Consider the following 19104-nt stretch of genomic DNA (forward strand, 5'->3'; position numbering starts at 1 on the left):
TTCGCCGATGTATGGGATTGTTGGATGAGAAAGCTAAACATATTAACGATACATATATTGGGGTGTGGAAGCTGATTCAATTGTTAAGTCATACAAATAGTTATGCAGAAATAGGGGCATACCTAGGCCATATAAATGCTCATACAGGTACGTTAAAGCTTTATCATTTAAATGCATTCTATCAAATAAATGAGGTATATCTATTACATGGAATGTATGCTGTTATGCAAGATATAATTGAAGAATTAATTTATGAAATAAATGATCTGAATAAAGATAAAGAGGGAATTCTTGATGATGTCAAGTTAAAAGGAGAAAAATATTATTGGAAAAGATCTGATCTAACTCAATTCCAAGAACTTAAAGATATACTTACTCCGACTCAAATAGTAGAAGTATCAAGTATAGGTGGAAGGTCCAATGTTATAGATTCCAAACCTACAGAAATGTACTTATCTTATTGGAATAACAACATTCTTCCAGAAATTAAAAGAGCAAAACAGATATCACTTTTTGATTTAATCTTATTAATATCAAATCACTATTTGAAAAGTACAAAAATTATTGGGGATTTTATATTTTCTTATATTTATGTTAAAGATGGATTTTTAAGAAAAGAACAAGAAGAAAATATTTTAAGGATTATAGAATCATTACATAATCCCATGAACATCGATAAGGACAATCCATCTGTTCACTCTATACTGAAAAAAATAAGTGTAAGTAATGATTTTTCTGCAAGTGATTATGAACTACTTCATATCACAATTTTTGATACTAAAATATTATCAGATCTTTTTTTATCCCAAGATAGAGATATTCAATATTTTGAATCTACTATATTGTTCAAGCTACCTAATCAGCAACAAGATCATCTATTAAAAGAAAATGAAAAATTGAAATATGAAATAAAGCAATTACAAAAGCAACCAAATGTATTAGAAAAAACAAATAATAAAAATTTATATGTATCTGATTTATTGAAAAGTAATAATGATAAGTTTTGTTCACTTGTATATCTTATTGAGGATTTTTGCCATACATTTGATATGTTAATTTATGAGTTATCTACATTTCTACTTTTGAATGAATTTGAAAGTCAAACTATAGTATATGTTAATATTAATAAAATAAATTGCATCGCTTTAGATGCATATAGCTCTACAAAGGCTGTACATCACATTTTAAATATTTTAAGTGATAAAAAGTTTAATAGCACAAGATTTGAAAATGGATACGATGATGATTTGATGTGTGAATTAGGGCATATTAATATTGAAATAAATAGCCTTTATAATTTTAAAGCTTTAAATGATTTAAAAGTTAATATCTGCTCTGGCAATAAGGTCTTTGGTTCGGCTAATTATGGCGATTTAAATATAAAAGAGGTAAATGATACTTTACGAAATTATAGAGAGTCCCAACCTAAAATATTTAGTGATGAATGGTATGACATGCATCCTAAATTGAAAGAAGTTAGAGATGTTGTCCCTCAAGAAAAACCCAGTACATTTGCCGAACATATAAACAAACACCCTGTTCTTCAGCCAGATCATCCCAATCATGCGCCAGAATTGAAACTTGCTTTTGAATTGTGGGAAGAAATCTATGTAAATGGTAAATACGTCGAATCGCACAGTAAATCAGTAGAGCAACTTTTATCTGAAAGGGGCTACGAAGTACGATCTGTTAAAACATTAGATTTGACCAATCTTGCTAAAAGAATAATTGCTATTACAAATAAAATTAATCCCAAAAAAAACAAGTAATTAATTATATGTCACACATATGTGACACATGAGATAGTTCAAGAAGCCTTTTATGTGTCACAAATTAATTTATATATGACACTTGTATGACACCTTAGTATTTTTGATGTAATAAACCCATCCTAACAGCAAGATGGGTTTTTTATGGAGACTATAGTTTTAACAAATAAGTCAGCAGTGACTTACTTTTTGGGATTGTTTTTATCAATATCATTAATCCAATTTTCAAGACGAGTAATTCGTTCCAATATATCTGATGACAAATCATCTTTATCAGTATTAATTATTTCTCTAGCTTCTTTAACTAAGGCTTCTTTTAATAAGTCTTGTGCTTCATCTTCAATACTTCGATTTTTCAAAAGAGCAATTCGTTTTAATTTTTCATATATCTCACCTGCCATAGGAACGACTAAATATTCATTTGTTCCTGAATTTTCGCCTTTAAGTAGAAACTCAGGTGTAGTACCTAAGAATTCCGCTAATTTGTGAATAGTAACAGAACGAGGAATACTATTTTTCACTTCATAATCAGATATTTGTTTTCGGCTTAGTCCAACATGATCAGCTAATTGTTGTTGAGATAAATTCATTTTTGCACGCAAATGTTTTAAGCGTTCGCTAAAAGAATTTTCCATAAAGTTAGTCTCACTTATTGACAAGTTATAAAACCTATCTTAACCTATCATAAATTATCAAATACGAGAGGTAATGATAATAAATGTATACTTTTTCAATTGATGACGAAATTGCAGATATCGTCAAACAAGCAGCAAAACGCGAGAACCGTACTACTCGTGGACAGTTCAAACATTTACTTATAAACGCATTAATACAGCAAGGATTATATCCTAAAAACCAACCAAAAGGTGTCAGTGAACCTATCAAGAATGGAAATCAAAATGAAATCTAAAGAATCTGTATATGTAAAAGTCCGCTTGGAAGTTGATTCACATAAGCAACTCAAGGCGAAAGGTGAGCGTGATGAACGTTCAATGAATTATTTAATTAATAAGGCTGTTAAGTTATTAATTGCTCAAGAAGGAGATAAAACATGAATGCAATTGTACCTTTGCAAACACAATCTATGAATAGTTTAGAAATTGCTGAACTTGTTGAGAAACGCCACGACAATGTTAAACGCACTATCGAAAGTCTTTTAAATACAGATGTTATTGTCCAACCTCAAATTGAGGATGAACAATCTAAAGATGCTATGGGGCGTATTCGCACAACTCAAGTATATAAATTCAGTGGAGAACAAGGCAAACGTGACAGCATCATCGTAGTTGCTCAACTTTGCCCAGAGTTTACGGCTCGTTTGGTAGACCGTTGGCAAGAACTTGAAGCACAAGTGGTAAAACCTGTTGATCCGATGCAGGCACTGTCGGACCCAAATATTTTACGTGGCTTACTACTCGGGTACTCAGAGAAAATGGTTGAACTTGAACAGAAAGTTGAAGTTATGCAACCAACTATTGATGCCTTTGACCGAATTGCAACAGCAGATGGAAGTTTGTGCTTAACGGATGCAGCTAAGACTTTACAGCAAGAACCACACAAATTTAACAAGTGGCTAAATCTGAATGACTGGTTCTATAAACGGACAGGTAGTAAACACTGGGTTGGTTATCAGGAAAAGATTAAAGCCGGTTATTTAGAACATAAAGTACGAGATATCCAAATGCCAGATGGTTCAAGCAAAATCACAGAGCAAGTAAGAGTTACACCAAAAGGACTAACTCGACTTTCTAAATTATTAGGTAATAAAAATGATTAATTCAAACAATAAAAAAGCCCTCACGAAACTTGGCGGAATCAAGGGCTTTTGGATTGCTAACATTAAGGAATATTAACGATGAACAGTATGACTCAAATACATCGCAATATCAACTTTGCTGCTTTACTGAGCTTTGAACAGATCCAGCAATATGAAACTGATGAAGTCGGCATGATGCGCCGGTTGACATTGGCATCATTAACCAAGTCATTCGATGAGTTATTAGAACCTACAATCCATAGTGAAGAAGGTGCGGAAGCATTTTTACAGTTACTCGATTGCTCAGCTAATTGTATTGAATATCTAAAAGATATGTTACAGCTGGCAGAACAAGCTAAAGTACGATTAGGTATGGTTGGAAATGCTTACTTAGAAAAACAACAGGGAGCAGGGGAATGAATATAACCATCAAAGAACCTGTAGCTGTGATTGAAGCTGATCTGAAGCACATGATTGAGCTAATTTCTTATGCCAGTGATGTTGCTGAACAGCTCAATGTCATGTGCAAAGTTATTGAAGAAAAAGCAGATAAACATGGAGATATTAAGAAGCTGGCTCATGTTGCTCGTTGTCATGCTGAAAGCTGGGCAAACCTGTTTGATGTAGATCGAGAGGAATATCAGAATAAATATTTTCCAAAGTAATCAGGACTCAGCCTTGCTTGAGCAGGGCTAATCCTTACAATTAATTTGAATATACCCACTAAAATTACAAGGGGGAAAAATGTCAGAACAACAATTTAAACAGATTCATGATTTTAACGAAATTTTAACTCGTCCAAATTTTATAGAGTCTGCGGTCATTTCTAAACAGGAAGATGGAATTAAGCTCAAAGAGCTTGTTGCACATTACCAGTTAAAAGAACGTGTGAAATGTGGAATTGCTCAATGTGGCACTAAACATTTAATGGGGTACGTTGTGACCTTATCGAATGGCAAGGAAATCATTATTGGGAATAAATGCGGTAAGAATAATTTTGGTGTGGATTTCACAAATAAAGAACGTGAGTTCAAAAGCCAAAGAGAACGTGCAGAACAACATCAATTTATTAAAGATACATTTACAAAGTTGCCTGAACTTAAACAGACTTTTGAAAACGTATTGCTTCAATCAGGACCATTAACTTTTATTGATATTCAAAAAGCCGTAAAGGGGTTCAATGGTGAAGCATTTGATTATTGGATGCTTCAAGTAATTCGAAGTAGAGTTTCTTCAAATGGTGTGATAACTGAAGAAAGATTTAAGACTGAGGAAGAGCGAGAGATCGAAGAAATTTTTAATGAAGGTATGAATAAGAGTTATGTAAGTGATACCAAAATTGTTACTGTCGCCGTGATTGAGCATTTTGATATCGTAGCAAATTGGCATAAAGCTGAAAAGTTAAAAGCATATTTTGAAAAGATACATCGGGAGATAAGAGATCCTGCGGGTATGCCTAATGATGTATTTAAAAACCTTGTTAAGGATTTACGGCTATACGACCATAATTTGCGTGAGTTGAAAGAGTTTTGTACTTATGGGAACAGACTTCTTACAAAAGAGAATCTTTCGAAATTATCTGTACTGTTTAATAAGAGTGATGAACTGAAAAAATTGAATGGTTTTATAGAGAGTATTAGTCAGAGAATTAAAGGGGTATTGTGATTAACTGGGCAAGTATCCAAGAGATGCTCTTTGTATTCATTGGTTAAACTTGTAATACGGTTTGATTTTGGCATCCAAATGATTCTTGACCTTGATCAAAGCATATGGCATATTTCTGTTATAGTCGTGCAAGTTGTAAGTAGACGACACGACTAACAAGGTATTCTCGAATGTCCAAGTGCCTTAGCAATTTACGAGATGGTGACGGGAACAATGAAAGGACAACCCCAACCCCCTAGATTCAGTGGGTATTAGCGCATAGACAAAATGCAAAGTGAATCAGTTAAGTCAGAAGAGGCTCACAGAAATGTGGGCTTTTTTGTTGCCAAAACCTTTGACATTTTTATTTAAAAATGTTTCATAAGGATATGATTTTGAATGGAAATGTTTTGATATTTTGGGTGACAAAATGAAGGTAATAAAACAAATCCTCTGCCGACACGTTTGGGAATATTCAGATTTCTTCACAGTGAGAGAGTGTAGGAAGTGTGGGAAGGTGGTGCAGGCTTAGTTGCATTACACTTATAAAAGCCAAATAACAACAGATTGATGACGCTTCTCGACAGAATTTGACGCTTTATATTTTTTTATCCTTTGACTTTATTAATTTATCTAAGTTGACACTGATTTTATAAATGTCTAATATTGCCTAATATAGTCTAAAGGCTACTATAACTATTTCTCTGAGAACTTTTTAGGTTTTGACTAAGTTCGCATAGTATTAAGAATGAATTTTAAAGGTAATTTCATGTCATCAAGTCCACTAATAGAAGTGGTTTTCGAAGTTAGGTTCGCACCTAAAAATAATTTTGCTACGGAATTATTGATAGCGATTAACCAAGTATTCGGCAATCATTTAAGTATTATTCATGCTGATGGCTTGCAATTTCCTGCTGAGTTAAAGGCTCAACAACAAGAGTTTTATTACGTTCCATCATATAGAGTTAACTATTCATTATTTTCTCTATGGATTTCTGATGGCGCACTAATTGTATTAATGAACACATTAGATTCTCAATATAAAGGATGGTGTGACTTCAAAGAAATTCCTTTACAAATTATTGAAATTTTAAAAAGAAAAGATAAAGTTAATGAAATTCAAAGATTTTCGTTGAAATATACGAATCTAATTCCAACGGAATTGGCCCTAAAGGACCTAAATATTTCATTAAAGATTGGTAATAAAGATTTAAATGAAAGTGAAAAACTCTCCTTGAAAACCGAAATTAAAGAAGGTGATTTCATTAGCATTACTGATATATCTTCACATGTAGAGCTTGAAAATAGAAGTGATATTACTGGCGAAACTAGGAGATTAGCAGGAACATTATTTATTATCGATGTGATTAGCAATAAAGGAATAAGTGGTTCAGAAAATGTAGATGCTGATTTTTTAGAAGGTCTAGAAATTTTGCATACTAAAGCAAAGCAAATCTACTCAACAATTTATCAAAATAAAAATTAGGAGATATTTATGAGCAGTTTGAATGTTCGTGCTTCAATTACTCCAACTCTAACTGGCGTAATATTTGCAACAGCTTTGGGTGGTGCATCTATTAGCACTTATGCTAATCATAGTATGCCTAGTAATTATGAAGCATTGTATAAAACACCACAGATTGATTTAAATAAGACTTCTCAAACTTTTTCATCTGTAGTTTTATCCAATCAGTTTAATATTCATGAAACGGATAATCTGATGATTCAAGTTTTTGAAAAAATATCAAAAGATTCAAAGCCTTTAAATGAAAAATTTGCTAAAATCCTATCAGATAACATACTAGATTTATTCTGATTATATAGGGTCTTAGAGTGGTTGCTACTGATAAGTTTTCTCGATTACTTCCTAATTACTTAACTGATGCTACAAGGAAGAATTTTGATGCAGCTTTAAAGGATTTCGTACAAAACGAAAGAATTACTCAAGACCCATTTAGCCCTTTTAAAAATGAGTATTTCTTACAAGGGGATCTTGTAAGAAATGTACCCTTTTCTTATTGGAAAAATAATCAATTATGCACAGCAGTCGTACCACAATGTATTATTTTAAGTAATACGTGTGATATTGATGTAGCTAATTCAAGAAGAATTCCTTTAGATTGCCTATTAGCTCCAGTAATAAGCTTGGAAAAATATGAGGCCCTTTTAAGAAGAGAGGGAGCTACGGAAGATGAGCTTAAAAGTTTTAATCAAAATTTAATGCAATATAAAATTACCAACTTATTTCATTTACCAATAGATAGTAATGGTAAATATGCTCCGCATGAAAAAGGTTATATAGTTCAATTAGATAAAGCTTATTCTTTACCAAGAATAGTACTTGATATCAAACAACATGTTAGATCTTTGAATCAATTCTTTTCTTATCTTTTTACATTTCAAATCTCAGTAAACTTATGTCGTTTTCATGACAAGGTGGATAGAGATGCAAATGTATGTTTTTAATATTTTCATAAATTAAACCAACCTCCTTCGGGAGGTTTTTTATTGGGTGACATTTATGATCCATCTCAATACAAAAAGCTCACTAAGAAATCGGAAATTAAAACAAAACCAAGATCAAGACCTTTACTTAAGGCAAAAAAAGCATACATAGAAGCACTTGAAGACTTTGAGCAACCGCTGAATGTATTCAAAATTAAATATGAGAAACTATTCCAATTTGAATCAACAAAACATTGGTGTTTCGATTTTCATCTTATTGAGCAAAGAATTTTAGTTGAAATTTTAGGTGGACGTTAGTGGACGGATGATGATTTATGGCAGCTCTAAAAAAAGAGGTTAAGCTCTATATAGTTAGGTCACTTGCTGTGTTTAACACACCATCAGAAACTGTGGAGCTCGTCCACCAAGATTTCGGAATAAAAGTTACTAAGCAGCAATGTGAGAAATACGACCCAACAAAGCGATCAGGTGAAAATCTTAGTGAAGAACTGAAGAAAGATTTCGAAAAGACGCGTGAAATGTTTTTAGGTAAACCTGAAAGTATTCCTATAGCCAATTTGGCTGTACGACTTCGACGATTAGAAAATCAATATCAGAAGCATTCTAAGAATCGTGTAGCTGCTTTAAATATTCTCAAACAAGCTGCTGAAGATGTAGGTGGCAAATACACCAATAAAACAGAATTGACTGGTGCGGGCGGTGGACCACTTCAAAGTGAAAATACCACATATGTAACGGCAACACCTGAAATGATAAAGCAGGTGTGGGATGAACTCGAAAGTAAATACTAGTTTGCTAGAAATGCAAATGGAAAGGGAGCGTTGTGAAAGAGAACATTTGTTCTTCACACGCCGTTTTTTCTTACCGAGGATGGGGTTTAAATTTTCGGTCAATTGGCATCATGAATATATTGCTGACAAGATTGACGAGGTTATAGCTGGTAATGTTAAGAACCTAGTTATTAATGTCCCACCCGGTAGTGGTAAAACTGAACTTTTAACAAATCTTATTGCCCGTGGTATTGCTAGAAATGCCCGATCAAGATTTTTATATTTATCATTTTCTCAGTCATTGGTTGAGGATGTTTCAGCAACAGCACGTAACATTGTAAAGTCAGAGGATTTTCAAGGGTTATGGCCAGTTAAAATTTCCACTAGTACAGATGCAAAATCAAGTTGGAAAACTACCGTAGATGGTTACGATGCAGGGCATGTATATTCAGCTTCAATGGGTGGTCAGGTTACTGGTCGCCGTGCTGGTACATTAGCCAATGAGGGATTTACAGGGGCGATTATTCTTGATGACCCTCTCAAGCCTGAGGATGCATTTAGCCAAACTGCAAGACGCAAAGCAAACCGTAAAATTCTAAATACGGTCAATTCACGTAAAGCGCGTTCCGATACACCAATCATATTGATCATGCAGCGTTTGCATGTTGAAGATCCGACCAACTTTGTGATGACTGGAAATGTTCCTGGTGAATGGGAACAGATCAGTATTCCAGCGTTGATTGATGATGATTATATAAATCGGCTACCTGAAAACATTCAGCGAAAAATCCCGCGTGATTTTGAAAGGGACGAAAAAGGTCGTCAGAGTTATTGGCCATTAAAAGAATCTTTACAGTCTCTACTGCAGTTGGAGCAAGGTGGACAAGATAAAGACGGAGCCACTGTCTCCCGTTACACATTTGCCAGTCAATATCAGCAAGCACCTAAAAAACTGGGTGGTGATTTGGTTAAAGCTGAATGGTTTGGACGTTACCTAAAATTACCTGTTCTTAAATGGCGGGCAATCTGGGTTGATACAGCGCAAAAGACGAAAGAGCATAATGATTATTCTGTATTTTTATGCGGTGGTCTTGGGCATGACGGTAAACTTTATATTATTGATGTGAAGCGAGGTAAGTGGGAAGCACCAGAGCTGATCAAGGAAGCTAAGTTATTTATCAATAAGTATAAAGAATCCAATACAGAAATTGGCAAGCTTCGATATATGGCCATTGAAGATAAAGCTTCAGGTACAACGCTTATTCAAACCATTTCACGACAAACTACATTGCCGATCCGAGCCATTCAACGAAGCATAGATAAACTCACACGCACAATGGATGTAGTGTTTTATGTTGAAGATGGCATGGTCATGTTGCCAGCATCTGCGCCATGGCTATTGAACTATGTAGAAGAGATAGAAGGATTAACCGCTGATATGACACATGATCATGATGATCAGTGGGATCCTACCATTGATGCGATTAATGACACTGTTGCAAGTAAGCCAACTGTATTTGATTAGGAAAAATTATGGCTAAGAAAAATAAGCCTGACGCTATCGGCGATGCAGGGGCTTACACTAATTTTGTGTCTAATATCGGCACAGGACGTGATAAAGCATCACATGGGCATTTTGTGCGCCGTGATATTGGAGATGATCAACTTGAAGCGGTATATCAGGATTGGTTAGCGCGTCGAATTGTGAATCGCCCAGCAAGCGACATGCTTCGTGCTGGATGGTTTTATGAAGGGATTCAAGGCAATGACTTGGCAAAACTGATTGAAGCCTGTGACAAATACAATCTAAACAAAATATTACTGTCTAGTTTGATTCTATCTCGCCTGTATGGTGTTGTTTACGTTTTATTAGGTACAGCAGATGGGAAAACTTTAGATCAACCATTTGAGCTTAAAAAGCTTGGAATTGGACGATTAGAGTTTTTTACTGTCATTAAAAAGAAATATGTCACGGCAGATAAAACTAAGTATTTAACGCCACAAGAAAGCGGTGGATTACTTAAACAGCCTGAATTTTACAAATTACGTTTTGATGATGGGAAACCCGAACAGCGTATACATCACACCCGGTTAATCAAAATTTGTCATGCAGATGTTGTGAATGAAGAACCACAAAGCATTTTACAGGAAGTTTATAACGACTTATTGGACCATGCGAGTGTGAAACGTGGTGCAGCAAGCTTAGTGCACGAGGCAAAGATCGATATTATCCGTACACCAACCCTTGTCGAAAAAATCAAGGAAGATATGAAAGCCGTGACTGAGCGTTTTTTAAGTGTGGGTTTGCTTAAAGGCTTAAACGGCATGTTGGTTTTGGATAAAGAGGAAGAGTACGACTCTAAATCTTATACATTCGGTGGCTTGCCTGAAATGATGCGCGAATTTTCGATTCAAACCTCAGGTGCAGCGGATATTCCTTACACCATTTTATTTGGGCAGTCACCTGCAGGTTTAAATGCTACTGGTGAGCATGACACTCGTAATTATTATGACGGAATTGCTACAAAGCAAATATGGGATGTAAAGCCAGCATTAATGAAGTTTTTAGCTGTGATTTGCCAATCTACATTTGGTCGGCAATTTGCAGGTTTGAATGTGGTTTTTAATCCATTGTGGCAATTGGATGCCAAAGTCCGTTCTGAGGTTGAGAAAAATAACAAAGAACGTGATCAAGGTTATTTGGATATGGGTATTTTGACCGAGCCACAAATCGCACGTCAGTTGCAAATTGATGGCGTTTATTCTGTGATTGATGATGATCACATTAAGTTATTGGAAACGATGGTGGAAACGGACAATGAACAAGACAATTCAAATCCTAAAGCCATTCCTCCAACAAGCGAAGAAGAGTAAACGCGGTAGAAAGGCGAAATTAAAACCGATCAAGGTAAATCGCCGTATTGAGTTGTATTACACAAGACAACTTTTAGCGATCGCTCACTATTGCCAAGAACAGACCAAGGAGATTGTTTTACCCACCATTGGCGAAAACATTGGTGACAGCTGGTTCACTGAAATGTTTTCTAAAATTCGGGATAAAATTGTTCGATATGTTTCCGAAACATCCAAGCCATTAGCAACCAAGGTTGTAAATGATGTAAGGCAAGAAGTGGATAGTCAAATTGCCAATCATACTAAATCATCAATTGGTGTGGACTTAACGCCTTTCTACCAAGCAAGTGATATTCAAACCACTGTAGATCAGTGTATTGCTGCCAATGTATCGTTAATTAAATCGATACCGCAGCAGTATGCTGATAAATTGGAAGCTTTGGTTTTAAATGCTTTGCAGACTGGACAAACCAATGAAGAGCTTGCTTTAGAAATTCATAAGCTAGGTAAAACTACGGAGTATCGGGCGCGCTTAATTGCGTCTGATCAGATGGGTAAGATTAATTCTAATATCAATAAGCAACGTCAATTGGCTTTAGGTGTTGAATCTTATACATGGCAGACGGCCAAGGATGATCGAGTACGTCCAGATCATCAACATAAGCATGGTAAAACTTTTCGATGGGATGAACCGCCAAGCGGTGGGCATCCTGGTGAACCAATTCGCTGTCGTTGTGTGGCGTTGCCAAATTATGAAAATATTTTGGTTTAGATACTTGAAATATAAAAATTTACCCTCAATAAATATAATTATCATTCTTTATTTATAAAATTATGAAATCACAACTTAGAAAAGCAATTTTAGAATGGCTTAGAGGGCAGGAAGATGGTTATTTGTTTAATAACCAAAACTTTTTAACTACAGCTGGTTCTCAATATCTTTCATTTAATGGACACGTATTAGTTAGTGATAAAGTCTTCAATACATTTAAAGCTCCATGGCAACCCTTAAATGCAAGTATTGAAATTCCAGTGAAATTAGGGGATGAGAATTTTATTTTGACCTTTAATTTATTTAAAGTCTCTAGTACACCTGATAATTTTTTAGTTATTGCATCTAACGGAACAGAAGCTGAGTTTAAATATTTAAAACGTCAAGTTTTGAAGAATGATTTAGAGAAAATGGAGAACTCATCAAATGATGCTTTACTTGTAAGTTCACGTGTCAGAAATGAAGATGGTAGCTATCTGTCAAAACAAGATGCATTAAATGAAGTTGAAGTGCTAAAAAGTTGGTTAATTGATCAATCTTTATGGAGTTAAACGAAATAATGTTCACATTGGTGGGTATTTATTGAGATAGGTAACAAATCAGGAAAAATGACAATGACGCAACGATACGCTATAGGAATGACAGATCGCCAGGCTTTTGAAATGGCTGTGTTAGGATTGCAAAAAGCATTTCAACTCTTAGAGGACGATAAGGAACAAAGACTGGTATTAATTGTTCCTCTTTATAATTTTTCAGATACTTGGTTAGGCAAAGCGATTGATGCAGTTAAGGCTTTAGGGTTTTCAGCAGAATTATTAGAAAAAAATAGAGTGATCAAAATCGATAAGGTGAATATTGAATTACTTTCATCTGCACATATAGATCGAGCAAAGATTTCTGATGTTTTAGTTGCTTATTTATCAACAGATAAAGATTTGGTTAAAATTGATAATCTTGTTGCAGTAAAGAATGTAGTTTTTATCCCTCATCTCCAAGAAGAGTTAGATGGTTGGATTGAAAAATGGAATCCCGAAATTTTATAAAGCTAAATATCAATAGAACCCACCATTATGGTGGGTTTTTTTATGAGAAAAATTTATGAAAATCCTATATCAACTCAAAATTGGTGACTTTGCGCCAAGTGAATCATCACGCTCATTTACCAAAGAAGGGTATTTGAAATGCGTTAATGTTCGCTTAGCGAAAGCACCGCAGGTACGGCAGTACTACGCCTATGAATTCCCATCATTAGAGGGATTCACGGCTGACCAAAACATTAACGTCTATACACCTGCAGATGAACTTTTTAAGCCTGAATCGGTTGCAAGTTTTAATGGTGTGGATGCTACTGACTATCACCCACCTAAGAATGAGATTAACGCCTCTAACTGGAAAGATTATCACATTGGCTATTGTGAGAACGTGCGCCAAGAGGGTGATTATTTGGTGGGGGATTTGCTTATTAAGGATAAGGTTAGTATCGATCTGATCCAAAGCAATGAGCGCATTGAAATGTCGCTTGGTTACGCAGCACTTCTTGTTTTAGAAAATGGTACTGCACCTGATGGCACGCCGTACCAAGCGAAGTTTATTAATTTTATTGGCAATCATGTGGCACTGGTGAAATACGGTCGCTGTGGTGGTGATTGTCGCATCGGTGACCAAAAACCAAGCCCAAAGGGGAAAATAATGGAAGTAGAAGTAAATGGTATCCGCTTCGATATCGGTGATAACAAGCCTTTAGCGGATGCCTTAAACATCCAAAAACAACAATTGGAAAATTTAAAAGCGGCCAAATTAAAAGTGGGCGATAAGCAATTTTCTATCGGTGATGAATTACCTGCAGTACAAGCGGTCGTTGATCAATTACATACAGACAAAGCAACACTTGAACAGAAAGTCGGTGATTTGGAAAAAAATCAAATGACACCTGAAAAACTAGAACAAGCAGCAGCTGAGCGTGCTTCGGTCATTGCTGATGCTAAAGCATTATTGCCGACGGTCAAAACTGATGGTTGTACATGCGAACAGATCAAACGTGATGTGATTGCATCAAAAACAGGTGACAGCCTTGTGACAGCGGTTCTAGGTGGTGTAACTGTAGGTGATGCAAAGCCTGAACAGGTTGATATGGTATTCCGTGCCTTATCAGCCGTAAAAGGTACTAACCCATCAAATCCAGTGGGTGATGCTCTTAATTTCCAGCAACAACAAAAAGTTGGGGATCAGGATCCAAACTTGGGTAAACAAGAGCAGGGCTATAGCAAAGCGACTGCATATAAAACAATTTAAGGAAGGAACATCATGGTTCAACAATATGATGCTGCACCTGGTATGAAAGCTCGTTTAAATGGTCCAGAAGATATTTTGTCTTTACCGTTTTCGGGTGCTGGTGTGGCCAATGATGGTGATGTGGTCATTATTAATACTGATGGTAAATCAGTTTCCAATGTGACAGATGCAACCAATAAAAAATATGGGGTAATTATTCGCCATGGTGTTGGTAAGTCTGGGAAGAATTCAGCTGGTAAGGAAGCATACCAAGCCACTGACATGGTACCAACCATGACAATTGGATCACTTTGGGTAAAAGCCACAACACCTGTAACAGACATTACAGCAAATGTTTATGTCAAAACCGCCAACGGTACAACTGATGCGCCGTTAGGTTCCTTATCACCATCTGCTACAGATGGTACTCAATTGCCTAATGCATCATGGGAGACGATTTCCAATGCACAAGGTTTGGCTGTTGTACGTTTACGTGGGGCATAACAAATTATGAGTAAACTCGCTCAGATGAAGCTACGATTGACTCCCGTAGCTCAAATTGTTCAAGCTGCTATTGGTGATGCATTTAACTTTGATGCATTGGCACAGCTTTTTGTCAAAATTGAAGAACAAAACGAAATCACACCGCAACTTGAGCAGGTCATGGACTATGCCAAGTATATTCCAGTAATGCCTGTAAACGGTGTCTTTGGTGGTGGTGAGGTGCTTTCACGTAAATGGGGCGTTGGTATCGGTAAAGACTATGCAGGTACTGGCAATGATATCCCATTGGCTGAAGTTGAATATGACACAGTTGCATTGCCAATTAAGGTTGGTACGATCGGTTATCAATATTCAATTATGGAGCTTGAAGCTGCTCAAAAACTTGGTATGACCTTAGAAGCCGATAAAGTTCAGTCAGCACGTTTGGCAGCAGAAAAGCATTTAAGCCAAGTTGCATGGTACGGCAATAGCAAAACTGGTGTTAAAGGCTTCTTGGATCAGACAGGTGTAACGGTTGTTACTGGTCAGCATAATTGGGCAACAGCCACAATTGAACAGATTCTTGGTGATTTTAATGCCAGCCTTTCTGATTCCGAAAACCTATTTGATGGTGATGTATCGGTACAGCCTGACACATATCTCATGGCATCAAACCAATATATGCATTTATCAACACGTGTGGTACCTGATTCAGGTGGTAAGACATTTCTTAAATATATCGAAGAAAATAATATTTTTACCACACAAGGTAAGACATTAACGATTCGTGGTTTAGGGCGTTCAAATGGTAAAGGTACCGCTGGCGCAGATCGATCAGTGATTTACCGCCGTGATCCATCATGTATTCAAATGAAATGTGATGATGTTTCTTTCTTGGCTGCTCAACCTGCAGGTTTGGATATCAAAGTACCTGGTCATTATAAATATCAGGGTGTTTGGTTGAAGCGTGTTGATTCGCTTCGCTATTTGGATCATGCATAAGGTTTAAATCACTATGAAATATTCATATTTATATAGCGGCTTACAAGCCGCTTTTGTTTTTTCTGGGCTTGCTGTTTTACCTACTGGTGTGCCGACTTCTGTTGATGAAGATGTACATAAAGCATTATCTAAAAATAAGTTTGCTAAACATCTGATCGATTCAGGTGATTTAACTGTTACCGAAATTGCTGAAGATGCTGTGGTAAAAGCAACTGGCAAAGGTGCAGGTAAAACATCTGGCAAAGGAAAGACTGAAGGTGCGGCATCCGATGCAGCGAAAGCGGCTGGTGAAGCAGAATTAGCCACAGTTCAGGCTGAATTAACCGAACTTGGTATAACTTTCGCTGATGACGAAACGCTTGAGCAACTTCAGGCTAAATTAACCCAAGCCAAAGAATAAAGGTGGGCTATGGATCCGCAGACGTTTCGGGAAAAATTTAAATCAGATTCCCAACTTTATAATTCAAGTGACACTGAGATAACAGAAGTTTTAGAAGAAGCTGAACTTGTTGTGTCTGTTATTGAATTCGGGAAGCTGAAAGAGCGTGCTGTAGGTTTATATGCAGCACATATTCTGAAAGTTCAAAAAACCAACCCAAATGGCACAGCTATTTCAAATGCTTCGAGTATGTCTATCGCTGGTCAGAGTGTGAGTTATGCTCGATCATCTAAAGAAACATTCTATGACCAAAGCATTTATGGCCAACGCTATTTGGCATTAAAAAATTCAATCCCGATTGATGACAAAGGCACCAATCCTAATAGTTTGAGTGTTGGTGCTTTTGTTATTTAGGAGAAAGGTATGTCATTTAAATATCAAGCACCTGAGACATGGAAAGCTGAATCTCTTACGATTTCAGGTGTAAATTATGAAGTGAAAAACGGTATTGTTTCATCTAATGAAGATATCTATTTTGCTTTACAGCCTTTGCAATTCTCTCGTTATGTTGAAGAACCTAAAAAAGCTGTAGCGGTTACTGCTAAATAGGTGACTTATGGTTGATTCTGTAGATGTTCACATTCAACTCAATGAAGAAAATAATCGCGTCAAGGTTGAAATACGTCGAACAATCACAGCATTAACTTTAAAACTTCAAAGGATGGTGCAAGAAGACATGCTAAGCGGTCAGAGGTTGAATGTTCAATCTGGTCGGTTACGTGGTTCACTTGCCTCAAAAGTTGAAGAATCTGGTGGTGTGATTGAAGGGATTGTCTCAGCGGGTGGCGCGCATGTTAAATACGCATTTATCCATGAGTTTGGCTTATCTGGATCTATTGGTATAAAAGAACACATGCGACATATCAAGCAAGCCTTTGGTAGACCTATCACCCCACGTGATGTTCTTGTCAAAGCACATAGTCGCAATGTAAATGTTAAAGAGAAGCGGTTCATGCGTGATTCACTGGATGAAATTGCCAAAATTGTGCCCAAAGATATCGACAAGGCGATTGAGCGAGGTTTGAATGGATAGTGAAATTATTTACCAAGCCTTATTTGATCGGCTTTCAAATGTTCAAGGAATGGTTTCAGTTAGTCGGCGTTTAAAACATTTCAACCATGTAAATAATGACCAACGTCCAGCATTGTTTGTTACACAAGGGAATCAAGCTGAAAATCCTGTAAAGGGATTGAACGCTAAGATTATTTTAAGTGCTGACTTGTATTTATATGTGTACGAAGCTGATCCAGTTAAAGCAATTTCAACACAAATAAATATCTTTGTTGATGCTGTTCGTGAAGCCATTAAGCCTGATTTTCCAGAGATATGTGAATATCAAACCTTAAATGGCTTGGTTGAGCATTGTTGGATTGATGGAACAATTGAGGTTTATGAGGGTGTAGACGGAATGCTGGATGGACAAGGGATTGCGATTATTCCTGTCCAAATATTAACAACCAATTAAACAATTAACCTAAATTATGACCGCCTAAATGGCGGTTTTGTCATTTTAAAGAGGTCAAAATAAATGGCTCAATATTTATTTGGTGCGGGCAAAATTTTTGCTACACCTATTTTAGATGTTTATGGACAACCTATAAACAATCCCACACCTGTTGAAGTTGGAGTAATGCAAAACACTTCCGTTGATATTTCATACGATATGAAAGAATTATTCGGACGTGGACAGTTTGCTGTAGATGCAGCGCGTGGAAAAGGTTCAATTAAGTGTAAAGCGACTATTGGACGTATCAGTGGCGCATTACTCAATTCAATCTTCTTTGGTGGTGTGATTGCAGATGGTGGACTGGAAGTGGTCACTCAAACCATCAACGGTGAAAAAATTGCAACAGGCGGTACAGTTACACCTGTGGTACCAAATGCAGGCACCTATGTTAAAAACCTTGGTGTGACCGATGCCAAAGCCATCCCATTAACACGTGTTACTACAGCACCAGTTGCAGGGCAATACAGTGTAGATGAAGCGACTGGCGCATATACATTTGCCACTGCTGATGTAGGTAAAGTTGTATTTATTAGCTTTAAATATTCCGCAACAGTGGCAGGTGCAAAGTCAGGCTTAGTCAATAACCTTGATATGGGTTACACACCTGAATTTTCAGTGAACCTACAGCGTGAATATAAAGGTAAGTTCATGGGCATGGAGTTTTTCCGTTGTACCAGTAACAAACTTGGATTTAGCTCTAAACAGGATGATTACGATCTTCCAGAATTCGAATTTCAACCGATGGCAGATAATCTTAATCGCGTATTTTCTTGGAACACTTCGGAGTAATCATCAATGCAATTTAAAGAAATTGAAAATCCACGCGGTACCATGATTCAAATTGATGGTCATCCTTTTGTTTTTGCGCCGTTGTCACTTGGTGCAGTTGAAAAGCTTTTACCAGCACTACAAGGCTTTCAGCCAAATGATGTGGGTACAGTGATCGATGTTGCACATAAATCTTTGAAGCGTAATTATCCTGAAATCAGTCGTGATGATGTTGCGGACTTGATTTACATGGATCAGCTGGAAGAGGTGATGGGTGCTGTTATGGCAGTATCAGGACTAAAAAATAAAGAAGCCCAAGAAGGTGGATCGGGGGAATAGACTGGGAGGAGCTTTATACTCATTTAATGATGACTACGGGCAAGGAATACGATTACATCCGTAATCATATGGATTTGCCTAGAATCAAAGCATTGAATGAGTATCACACAAAGTTTCCTCCCGCTGATGTCGGCGTTCAGCGCCTTTGTCGAATTTTAGAGGCATTTATGGGGATTGAAGATAATTCACAGCCCCAAGATGATGATGAAGATGATTTAGAAGAAGTATTAAATGCATTTCAACAAGGGTGATTTCGGTCGCCCT

At 36.5% G+C, this 19104-nt stretch carries 28 protein-coding genes and 1 pseudogene; 28 read left to right on the top strand and 1 reads right to left on the bottom strand.

The window, feature by feature from the left end; translation table 11 throughout:
* Nucleotides 1-11: 11 nt before the first annotated feature.
* Nucleotides 12-1769 carry a hypothetical protein gene (locus I9192_RS22290; protein WP_005030236.1) on the top strand — a complete coding sequence of 586 codons (1758 nt, stop codon included), beginning with the start codon at nucleotides 12-14 and terminating at the stop codon, nucleotides 1767-1769.
* A 182-nt stretch (nucleotides 1770-1951) separates the two neighbouring features.
* On the opposite strand, the gene I9192_RS06970 is transcribed toward I9192_RS22290, so the two are convergent.
* Complete coding sequence (locus tag I9192_RS06970; protein WP_005030234.1) at nucleotides 1952-2404, bottom strand: helix-turn-helix domain-containing protein; 453 nt, start codon at nucleotides 2402-2404, stop codon at nucleotides 1952-1954.
* An 83-nt stretch (nucleotides 2405-2487) separates the two neighbouring features.
* Between I9192_RS06970 and I9192_RS06975 the strand changes: the two genes are divergently transcribed.
* The 27 genes and pseudogenes from I9192_RS06975 (at nucleotide 2488) to I9192_RS07105 (ending at nucleotide 19091) form a co-directional block, all read left to right on the top strand.
* Nucleotides 2488-2679, top strand: coding sequence for a hypothetical protein (locus I9192_RS06975; RefSeq protein WP_005030231.1), 192 nt, complete (start codon nucleotides 2488-2490; stop codon nucleotides 2677-2679).
* Nucleotides 2669-2824 carry a hypothetical protein gene (locus I9192_RS06980; RefSeq protein ID WP_005030229.1) on the top strand — a complete coding sequence of 52 codons (156 nt, stop codon included), beginning with the start codon at nucleotides 2669-2671 and terminating at the stop codon, nucleotides 2822-2824. Before I9192_RS06975 ends, I9192_RS06980 begins: the two co-directional genes overlap by 11 nt.
* Complete coding sequence (locus tag I9192_RS06985; RefSeq protein WP_200150262.1) at nucleotides 2821-3546, top strand: phage antirepressor KilAC domain-containing protein; 726 nt, start codon at nucleotides 2821-2823, stop codon at nucleotides 3544-3546. The genes I9192_RS06980 and I9192_RS06985 overlap by 4 nt, the downstream gene beginning before the upstream one ends.
* Before the next feature lie 78 nt (nucleotides 3547-3624).
* Nucleotides 3625-3945: a hypothetical protein gene (locus tag I9192_RS06990; protein ID WP_005030225.1), complete on the top strand. Its 321-nt coding sequence runs from the start codon at nucleotides 3625-3627 to the stop codon at nucleotides 3943-3945.
* Entirely contained in the window at nucleotides 3942-4190 is a 249-nt protein-coding gene (locus tag I9192_RS06995; protein WP_005030223.1) for a hypothetical protein, read from the top strand. Before I9192_RS06990 ends, I9192_RS06995 begins: the two co-directional genes overlap by 4 nt.
* Before the next feature lie 79 nt (nucleotides 4191-4269).
* A complete protein-coding gene (locus I9192_RS07000) occupies nucleotides 4270-5190 on the top strand; it encodes a hypothetical protein (RefSeq protein ID WP_005030221.1) in 921 nt (306 codons plus the stop codon).
* Between the two features lie 748 nt (nucleotides 5191-5938).
* A complete protein-coding gene (locus I9192_RS07005) occupies nucleotides 5939-6655 on the top strand; it encodes a TIGR04255 family protein (protein ID WP_005030219.1) in 717 nt (238 codons plus the stop codon).
* Nucleotides 6656-6664: 9 nt separating this feature from the next.
* Nucleotides 6665-6985, top strand: coding sequence for a hypothetical protein (locus tag I9192_RS07010; RefSeq protein ID WP_005030216.1), 321 nt, complete (start codon nucleotides 6665-6667; stop codon nucleotides 6983-6985).
* A gap of 17 nt (nucleotides 6986-7002) precedes the next feature.
* Nucleotides 7003-7635, top strand: a complete 633-nt coding sequence (locus I9192_RS07015) for a hypothetical protein (RefSeq protein ID WP_200150263.1) — start codon at nucleotides 7003-7005, stop codon at nucleotides 7633-7635.
* Nucleotides 7636-7686: 51 nt separating this feature from the next.
* Nucleotides 7687-7926 (top strand): annotated as a pseudogene (locus I9192_RS07020) (hypothetical protein); the annotation flags it as partial.
* Between the two features lie 23 nt (nucleotides 7927-7949).
* The gene (locus tag I9192_RS07025) at nucleotides 7950-8426 is read left to right on the top strand and encodes a DUF2280 domain-containing protein (RefSeq protein ID WP_005030210.1); all 477 of its coding nucleotides are present in this window, start codon (nucleotides 7950-7952) and stop codon (nucleotides 8424-8426) included.
* A complete protein-coding gene (gene terL / locus I9192_RS07030) occupies nucleotides 8404-9930 on the top strand; it encodes a phage terminase large subunit (protein ID WP_005030208.1) in 1527 nt (508 codons plus the stop codon). Before I9192_RS07025 ends, terL begins: the two co-directional genes overlap by 23 nt.
* A gap of 8 nt (nucleotides 9931-9938) precedes the next feature.
* The gene (locus I9192_RS07035) at nucleotides 9939-11279 is read left to right on the top strand and encodes a DUF1073 domain-containing protein (RefSeq protein ID WP_005030205.1); all 1341 of its coding nucleotides are present in this window, start codon (nucleotides 9939-9941) and stop codon (nucleotides 11277-11279) included.
* Entirely contained in the window at nucleotides 11224-12030 is an 807-nt protein-coding gene (locus I9192_RS07040; RefSeq protein WP_005030203.1) for a phage head morphogenesis protein, read from the top strand. Before I9192_RS07035 ends, I9192_RS07040 begins: the two co-directional genes overlap by 56 nt.
* A gap of 62 nt (nucleotides 12031-12092) precedes the next feature.
* On the top strand, nucleotides 12093-12581 hold the full coding sequence (locus I9192_RS07045; protein ID WP_005030201.1) for a hypothetical protein: 489 nt from the start codon (nucleotides 12093-12095) through the stop codon (nucleotides 12579-12581).
* A gap of 63 nt (nucleotides 12582-12644) precedes the next feature.
* On the top strand, nucleotides 12645-13073 hold the full coding sequence (locus I9192_RS07050) for a hypothetical protein (protein WP_005030199.1): 429 nt from the start codon (nucleotides 12645-12647) through the stop codon (nucleotides 13071-13073).
* Between the two features lie 55 nt (nucleotides 13074-13128).
* Nucleotides 13129-14322 carry a DUF2213 domain-containing protein gene (locus I9192_RS07055; protein ID WP_005030197.1) on the top strand — a complete coding sequence of 398 codons (1194 nt, stop codon included), beginning with the start codon at nucleotides 13129-13131 and terminating at the stop codon, nucleotides 14320-14322.
* Nucleotides 14323-14334: 12 nt separating this feature from the next.
* Nucleotides 14335-14805 (top strand): structural cement protein Gp24, encoded by a 471-nt coding sequence (locus I9192_RS07060; protein ID WP_004682567.1) that lies wholly within the window; start codon nucleotides 14335-14337, stop codon nucleotides 14803-14805.
* Between the two features lie 6 nt (nucleotides 14806-14811).
* Nucleotides 14812-15786 (top strand): DUF2184 domain-containing protein, encoded by a 975-nt coding sequence (locus I9192_RS07065; protein ID WP_004682565.1) that lies wholly within the window; start codon nucleotides 14812-14814, stop codon nucleotides 15784-15786.
* 13 nt (nucleotides 15787-15799) lie between these two features.
* Nucleotides 15800-16186 carry a hypothetical protein gene (locus tag I9192_RS07070; protein ID WP_005030196.1) on the top strand — a complete coding sequence of 129 codons (387 nt, stop codon included), beginning with the start codon at nucleotides 15800-15802 and terminating at the stop codon, nucleotides 16184-16186.
* 9 nt (nucleotides 16187-16195) lie between these two features.
* Nucleotides 16196-16579, top strand: a complete 384-nt coding sequence (locus tag I9192_RS07075; protein ID WP_005030195.1) for a DUF4054 domain-containing protein — start codon at nucleotides 16196-16198, stop codon at nucleotides 16577-16579.
* Between the two features lie 9 nt (nucleotides 16580-16588).
* Nucleotides 16589-16774 (top strand): hypothetical protein, encoded by a 186-nt coding sequence (locus I9192_RS07080; RefSeq protein WP_005030193.1) that lies wholly within the window; start codon nucleotides 16589-16591, stop codon nucleotides 16772-16774.
* Between the two features lie 7 nt (nucleotides 16775-16781).
* On the top strand, nucleotides 16782-17258 hold the full coding sequence (locus I9192_RS07085; protein WP_005030192.1) for a hypothetical protein: 477 nt from the start codon (nucleotides 16782-16784) through the stop codon (nucleotides 17256-17258).
* Nucleotides 17251-17691, top strand: coding sequence for a hypothetical protein (locus tag I9192_RS07090; RefSeq protein WP_005030191.1), 441 nt, complete (start codon nucleotides 17251-17253; stop codon nucleotides 17689-17691). The genes I9192_RS07085 and I9192_RS07090 overlap by 8 nt, the downstream gene beginning before the upstream one ends.
* 63 nt (nucleotides 17692-17754) lie before the next feature.
* The gene (locus tag I9192_RS07095; protein ID WP_005030190.1) at nucleotides 17755-18522 is read left to right on the top strand and encodes a hypothetical protein; all 768 of its coding nucleotides are present in this window, start codon (nucleotides 17755-17757) and stop codon (nucleotides 18520-18522) included.
* Nucleotides 18523-18528: 6 nt separating this feature from the next.
* Complete coding sequence (locus I9192_RS07100; protein WP_005030188.1) at nucleotides 18529-18840, top strand: hypothetical protein; 312 nt, start codon at nucleotides 18529-18531, stop codon at nucleotides 18838-18840.
* Between the two features lie 26 nt (nucleotides 18841-18866).
* Complete coding sequence (locus tag I9192_RS07105) at nucleotides 18867-19091, top strand: hypothetical protein (protein WP_005030186.1); 225 nt, start codon at nucleotides 18867-18869, stop codon at nucleotides 19089-19091.
* The last annotated feature ends 13 nt before the right edge of the window (nucleotides 19092-19104 follow it).

It is taken from the genome of Acinetobacter bereziniae (genome assembly GCF_016576965.1).
GTDB classification, from domain to species: Bacteria; Pseudomonadota; Gammaproteobacteria; order Pseudomonadales; family Moraxellaceae; genus Acinetobacter; species Acinetobacter bereziniae.